Annotated in this window: 9 protein-coding genes and 2 tRNA genes; all 11 read left to right on the top strand. The window is 44.6% G+C overall.

All coding sequences use genetic code 11. The features are described 5' to 3' along the window. A partial coding sequence (locus tag QUA20_RS06470; protein WP_333186658.1) for a transposase occupies nt 1–654 on the top strand: 654 nt, incomplete at its 5' end. Between the two features lie 22 nt (nt 655–676). Next, nucleotides 677–1,246: a 3'-5' exonuclease gene (locus QUA20_RS06465; RefSeq protein ID WP_333186656.1), complete on the top strand. Its 570-nt coding sequence runs from the start codon at nt 677–679 to the stop codon at nt 1,244–1,246. 327 nt (nt 1,247–1,573) lie between these two features. Further along, the gene (locus QUA20_RS06460) at nt 1,574–2,146 is read left to right on the top strand and encodes a dihydrofolate reductase family protein (RefSeq protein WP_333186653.1); all 573 of its coding nucleotides are present in this window, start codon (nt 1,574–1,576) and stop codon (nt 2,144–2,146) included. Between the two features lie 101 nt (nt 2,147–2,247). Then, nucleotides 2,248–2,319 (top strand) — tRNA-Lys (locus QUA20_RS06455). Between the two features lie 348 nt (nt 2,320–2,667). Continuing rightward, nucleotides 2,668–3,897, top strand: coding sequence for an elongation factor Tu (tuf, locus tag QUA20_RS06450; RefSeq protein WP_333186650.1), 1,230 nt, complete (start codon nt 2,668–2,670; stop codon nt 3,895–3,897). A gap of 115 nt (nt 3,898–4,012) precedes the next feature. Then, entirely contained in the window at nt 4,013–4,795 is a 783-nt protein-coding gene (locus tag QUA20_RS06445) for an ATP-grasp domain-containing protein (protein ID WP_333186647.1), read from the top strand. Between the two features lie 100 nt (nt 4,796–4,895). Continuing rightward, the gene (locus QUA20_RS06440; protein WP_333186644.1) at nt 4,896–5,072 is read left to right on the top strand and encodes a DUF6888 family protein; all 177 of its coding nucleotides are present in this window, start codon (nt 4,896–4,898) and stop codon (nt 5,070–5,072) included. Further along, the gene (locus QUA20_RS06435; RefSeq protein ID WP_333033721.1) at nt 5,072–5,278 is read left to right on the top strand and encodes a DUF6887 family protein; all 207 of its coding nucleotides are present in this window, start codon (nt 5,072–5,074) and stop codon (nt 5,276–5,278) included. The genes QUA20_RS06440 and QUA20_RS06435 overlap by 1 nt, the downstream gene beginning before the upstream one ends. A gap of 178 nt (nt 5,279–5,456) precedes the next feature. Then, a tRNA-Lys gene (locus tag QUA20_RS06430) sits at nt 5,457–5,530 on the top strand. A 52-nt stretch (nt 5,531–5,582) separates the two neighbouring features. Beyond that, a complete protein-coding gene (locus QUA20_RS06425; RefSeq protein WP_333186642.1) occupies nt 5,583–5,759 on the top strand; it encodes a hypothetical protein in 177 nt (58 codons plus the stop codon). 6 nt (nt 5,760–5,765) lie between these two features. Continuing rightward, the gene (locus tag QUA20_RS06420) at nt 5,766–6,728 is read left to right on the top strand and encodes a GNAT family N-acetyltransferase (protein WP_333186640.1); all 963 of its coding nucleotides are present in this window, start codon (nt 5,766–5,768) and stop codon (nt 6,726–6,728) included. The last annotated feature ends 56 nt before the right edge of the window (nt 6,729–6,784 follow it).

The raw sequence follows: 6,784 nt of genomic DNA, 5'->3' as shown, positions 1-6,784 counted from the left end.
TGGGATGCTGTGCGGGAGTTAAATTTAGACTTTATTGGCAAGTTAAGAGTTGATGCTAACCTACGCTATCTTTATACAGGTGAACAAAAGAAACTGGGCGCACCTCGCAAATATGATGGTAAATTTGACTCTAATGATTTGAGTCGTCTTAAATTCGTGAAACATCTAAAACCGGGAGTTTCATTATATACATTGGTTGTCTGGAGTTGTTGTTTAAATTGTCAAATTAGTTTGGCTTGTATTTCTGAGGTTCAAGCCAATGGCAAAATCAAAAATGCTTTATTATTGAGCACTGATATTCACCTATCACCTGAGCAAATTGTTGAATATTATCAGGCTCGCTTCCAGATTGAATTTATTTTTCGTGATGCCAAGCAATTTACTGGCTTATCTGATTGTCAAGCTCGTCATTTGCCGCGGCTTGATTTTCATTTTAATGCCAGTCTTATTGCTTTAAATTTAGCCAAACATCACCTCTCTAGTTGTCATTCATCTCCCAAGTCGTTTGTGTTTTCAATCTGTTCTTATAAACGCCTAGAATTCAATAAGCATCTACTTTGTACCTTTATTCATAAGTTAGATTTAGACCCGGATTTGATTTTAAATCACCCTAACCTTCCTTCAGTCTTGTCTTATGGTACTTTAGCTGCTTAAAAACTGTCCGGAGTATTGAAATATGAATTTAAAAGATTACAATTACTATCTAGTGCTTGACCTTGAAGCGACCTGCTGTGACAAACAAAGAACTATCAAACAGAGTGAGATGGAGATTATTGAGATTGGAGCCGTTATGCTTGAAGCAGAAACGCTAACTATTATTGATGAGTTTCAAAGCTTTATTAAGCCAGTTCGCCATCCTATGCTGACTGAATTCTGCAAATTGCTAACATCAATTTCTCAGGCACAAGTCGAGGAAGCTCCCACTTACCCGGAGGCGATCGCACTTTTGAAAAAATGGCTGTCTGGTTACTCAAACGGCGTGTTTGCTTCTTGGGGTGATTTCGATCGCAAACAATTTGAACAAGACAGCAATTTTCACAAAGTACCTTTTCCCATTGCTTATCCTCATGTCAATCTCAAACAATTGTTTACAGAAAAGCAAGGTTTGCGAAAAAGGTATGGCATGGCGAAAGCTCTGCAACTCGCGGGTTTACCGCTAGAAGGAACTCATCACCGAGGCATAGATGATGCTAGAAATATCGCCAAACTGTTGCCTTACATTCTGGAGCGAAAACAGTTGTCCTGATTTGCTATCCTACTAGAGTAAGAAAAATTATGGGGAGGTCGCCTAAGTGGAATGGCACCGTAAAAACTTTGGAAAAGCGGCTCCCAAAAGGACGATCGGGTTTGTTAAGTAGGGTAAAAAGTTGCTTCGCGACGTTCCCTGAAAACGCAAACTGGCAGCGGGTTGCGGAGGCACTGAAAGGAATTAACAGTCCGAGATGGGGGCAGTTCTCATCTGCTTGCGGGCAGTAAGGAAGCGCGTTTCCTGAAAGTTGCTGTCGATCGATGCGGGTTCGAGTCCCGTCCTCTCCATTTATTGTCTTTCATTTTAACAAAATCGAGGTTAAACATGAGAAAACTAAAATATTACGTTGCTTCCACCGTTGACGGGTTTATTGCTCGCGAAGATGGCTCATTTGATTGTTTTCCTATGGAAGGAGAGCATTTGGCTGATTTGTTCGATTCCTTTCCTGAAACTTTTCCGGCTCACTTTCAGGAAGCACGAGGCATTCGTGCAGAGAACAAGCAGTTTGATGCTGTTTTGATGGGACGCAAAACCTATGAAGTAGGACTAAATGTTGGTGTGACAAATCCTTATCCCACCCTGAAGCAGTATGTCTTTTCGCGCACTATTAAAGCCAGTCCCAATGAGAATATAGAACTTGTTTCGGACAATCCTGTCGCAGTAGTTAAGGAATTGAAAAAAGAAACGGGTAAAGACATCTGGCTCGGCGGTGGTGGCGCTTTAGCGGCAACTCTTTTTTCTGAGATTGACGAGATGATTGTAAAGTTGAATCCGCTAGTGATCGGATCGGGAATTCCTCTTTTTTCCGGTGCAATCGAGCCGACAAATTTGGAACTTGCCGATCGCAAAATCTATAGCAACGGTTTCATGTTGCTTCATTATCGAGTGAAGCATTAGCAATCAGGACTTTATTCGTTGCAATTGCGGCGAGCAAGAAACGAGTGAAGTCCTTACTACAAAATGATTTTCTAGCACTTACACAAAAGCTGAAATTTTATGGGTGGTTAGCAAAGCGGTTATGCACCCGGCTTTTAACCGGTACCAGATAGGTTCAACTCCTATACCACCCACTCAATCGATTTTAGATTTTAGATTTTAGATTTTAGATTGAGGGATATCTGTGACATTTTAGATTTTAGATTGAAGGGTAGATTGTTGCATGGCATCTGCTGCGTTTATCTGCGTTCATTTGCGTTATCTGCAATTATCTGCGGTTAAAAATCAAAAACTTGGAAAGTGCGGCTGTGCGGACAGCAACTGGTTTGGAATACCAGCCTAGAGCGAAAGCTGTAGAGGTTCGACTCCTCCACTTTCCTTTTTAATCATTAGTCATCAGTCATTAGTCATTAATAATAAACTAAGGACTAAAAACTAATGATTGAAAACAAACAACAACTTTATAAGGAGAATCAAATGTAATGTCACGCACCAAATTTGAACGGAACAAACCCCACGTCAATGTCGGTACTATCGGTCACGTTGACCACGGCAAAACAACCCTAACAGCGGCGATTACAATGACGCTGGCTGCACAGGGTCGGGCCAAGGCTAAAAAGTACGATGAAATCGATGCTGCACCGGAAGAAAAACAGCGGGGAATCACGATTAATACGGCTCACGTTGAGTATGAAACTGGCGATCGCCATTACGCTCACGTTGATTGTCCGGGTCACGCTGATTACGTGAAAAACATGATCGTGGGTGCCGCTCAAATGGATGGTGCAATCCTCGTCGTGTCGGCGGCAGATGGTTCGATGCCTCAAACTCGCGAACATATCTTGTTAGCGCGGCAAGTGGGAGTGCCGAAGTTGGTTGTCTTTTTGAATAAGAAAGATATGGTGGACGATGCGGAAATTTTGGAGTTAGTCGAGTTAGAAATTCGCGAACTTCTCAGTTCTTACGGTTTCCCGGGCGATGATATTCCAATTGTCGCAGGTTCGGCACTGAAAGCGCTGGAAAAGATGACTGCTAATCCGAAAATACACCGCGGCGAGGATGAGTGGGTTGATGGCATTTACAATTTGATGGATGCGGTAGATGACTGGATTTCTACGCCCGATCGCGATATTGACAAACCTTTTCTGATGGCTGTGGAAGATGTGTTCTCGATCAAAGGTCGGGGAACTGTCGCCACGGGCAAAATCGAGCGGGGTAAAATCAAAGTCGGCGATACTGTGGAATTGGTGGGAATCCAAAACACTCGCACGATAACTGTTATCGGTGTTGAAATGTTCCAGCAAATTCTGGATGAAGGAATGGCTGGAGATAATGTCGGTTTGTTGCTTCGCGGCATCCAAAAAGACGAAATTGAGCGGGGGATGGTGCTTGCTAAACCCGGTTCAATTCAACCTCACACTGAATTCGATTCTGAGGTTTACGTGCTGTCGGAAAAAGAAGGCGGCCGCCGCACTCCTTTCTTTGCGGGATATCGCCCTCAATTCTTCGTGCGGACAACGGATGTTACAGGTACGATCGCATCTTTTACGGCTGATGACGGCAGCGCGATCAACATGGTAATTCCGGGCGATCGGGTTAATATGACTGTGAAGTTGTTGCAGCCGATCGCGATCGAACAAAATATGCGTTTTGCCATCCGCGAAGGCAATCGCACTGTCGGCGCCGGTGTCGTCTCCCGAATTCTGAAGTAGACGCTTTCGGAACCAATTAGAATCAGTAGGGTGGACAAAAGTCCACCTTACTCATTATTTTTTATGTACAATTACTCATATTATTGTTCTGCTATGTACCAAAAATAAAGCTGTCATGATATTTCTTTTTCCTAGCGATTACTTCAATCCAAAACAGGTTGATGAGATGTACATCGAGCAAGCTGCATCGCTTAATAAAGCAGGATTCAACACTGCGGCTATTTGCTTAGAATCCTTGGGGGACAATTCACCTAAAATCAGCCCGCCGCTTCCCCTAAACTCAGAAGTAGTTTACAGAGGTTGGATGCTTTCACCCTCGGACTACGAACTGTTGGTTAATGCTGTAGAGAGCGCAGGAGCTTTTCCGTTTACCTCCCAAGCTGAGTATTTATTAACGCACTATCTGCCAAATTGGTATCCTGCGATCGCCGATTTAACCCCAGCAACTAAGTTTTACACCGTTGATGATGATTTGGAAAACGAATTGAGAACATTAGGCTGGAAAAGGTTTTTTATCAAAGATTACGTTAAGTCTCTCAAAACCTCAGGCGGTTCAATTATTGAACACCCATCAGAAATTAGAGCGATCGTTGCCGAAATGCAAAAGTTCCGAGGAACCATAGAAGGTGGGATTTGTGTGCGACTTGTCGAGGATTTTGTTGTAGAATCAGAGAAGCGTTACTTCGCTGTACGCGGCAAACTATTTGCTGCTTGTGAGGGCGAAGAAATCCCTGATATTGTGAGGGAATGTGCTGCCAGAATTTACAGCAAATTTTTCAGTGTGGATGCAGTAGAGCGCCAAGATGGAGTCAAGCGAATTGTCGAGATGGGAGATGGGCAAGTATCAGACTTGGTTGGATGGTCTGCCGAACGTTTTGCACAACTCTGGGGCAGATAAGGTAGGATCGGAAAGACTCATTATTTTATAATGTTGAGCATAGGCGATCGGTAGAATAAATTGTATACTGAAAAAATATGATTTAACTAACAGGGGTTAAATGCCTACCAACGCACAATTGAGGGGTTTGTATCGAATTGGCTACCAGTTGACGTATTTAATGTTTCAGCCCATTCACCTCATTTGCATTGACGATCGCACTCAAAATTTATTCATCTTGGCAGGAAATAACGAGGAAATCGACTTGGAAATTACGCCGAATGGGGAGGTGCTGTAATGAGTCAAATTAACTACAGTGCAATGTCTTACCGAGAGTTAAGGCGGTACTTTCTTGACCACCGAGACGATCGAGCTGCTTTTCAAGCTTATCTAGCAAAACGTCGGGAACGATCGCCGAGAGTCATTACAACAGTTGACGATCCAGACTTCGATGTCAAAATTCAGACAGCAATTCGCCAGCAAATTGCACAGCATCAGAAGTAGCGCAGTACAGCGCCATAACACCGCATTGCAGCGAATAAACGAAAGCCGCTACTTAAGTTGCTTGAGGTTGTAATGGCGCGATCGCACTTGCGTTAAATATTGACCCTGGGCGACCGCCACAAATTTATACAAAAATAGTTGAATTTTCAGAACAGTTGTGTTATAGTTGCCTAGATGCGGGAGTATAGCTCAGTTGGTTAGAGCAGGTGACTCTTAATCTCAAGGTCGAAGGTTCAAGTCCTTCTACTCCCATCCCAAATAACATACGGCTCACAAGGCTTTGAGACTTTAAACTGTCTCTAGTATGTCGTTTTTCGCCCATTCGGCGCTCAGGATCGCAGTCAACGGCTGTAGCGGTTGGATTACAGTGAGTGTTTGCGTTGTGGGATTTTTAATGTCGATCGACCGATCGGCTCATCCGATCGATAAAAGTGCGATCGCCCAAGCTATTTTTAAACTGAATAACAACAGGAAATGGTGATTAGCTATGATGGCAAATCTCTCGGGGCGCTGCTATGCGGGCGATCGCGATTTAGAGGCGATCGCACATTTAATCAATACTTGCGAACAAGTCGATCGGCTCGATGAAGGTACTTCCCTCTCGGAATTGCAACAAGAATTTAACGCACCGTCCCTAGATGTAGCACGCGATATCCGCCTTTGGGAAGATGCGGAGGGAAAATTAATCGGTTTTGCTCAGTTGTCTGTTTCTGAACCGGGCGAAGTAATTGACGGTTGGCTGTGGTTTCGCGTTCACCCCGACGCGCGCGGAGGCGATGTGGAAGCAGCGGCGATCGCCTGGGGTGAAGTGCGGATGCGCGAGGTGTCTGCAATGCGGGGCGGGCGCGTGAAGCTGCGAACCTACGCTCGCGCTGAGGATTGCGATCGCATTTCATTGCTGACAAGTAATGGTTTCAAGGCAGATCGCTATTTTTACCGAATGGCGCGATCGCTCTCTGAACCGATCCCAGAACCGCACTTTCCCGAAGGTTTCGCGCTGCGTCAGTTCCCCGGCGAACAGGAGGCGGCAGCTTGGGTAGAAATGTTCAACCAGTCGTTTATCGATCACTGGAATCATCACGATTTAACGATGGATAAATATAAGCACCAGTTAGCTAAACTCGATTACAGAAATGATTTAGACTTGATTGCTGTTGCTGATGACGGCACATTTGTCAGTTTTTGTTACTGCGAGATTAGTGTGGAAGAGTGCGATCGTACCGGGCGCAATGAAGGCTGGATTGCTTGTCTCGGCACTAGGCGCGGCTTCCGCAAAATGGGATTGGGACGAGCGATGTTGCTCGCTGGTTTGCATCGACTGAAAGCTGCCGGTGTGGCTACTGCTATTCTCGGCGTCGATGCTGAAAATTCCTCAGGTGCATTGCGTCTTTACGAGTCTGCTGGTTTCCACAATATTCGCAACAGCATTTCCTATGTTAAGGATGTTTAACCGATGTTACAGTTCGCGATCGCGCTTTGACCCAAGAAACCCGGTTTTTTACCGGA

The organism is Microcoleus sp. Pol7_A1 (assembly GCF_036701085.1).
Taxonomy (GTDB): Bacteria; Cyanobacteriota; Cyanobacteriia; order Cyanobacteriales; family Microcoleaceae; genus Microcoleus; species Microcoleus asticus.
Note: the sequence above shows the minus strand (reverse complement) of the source record. Positions and strands in the feature narration are given on the sequence as shown.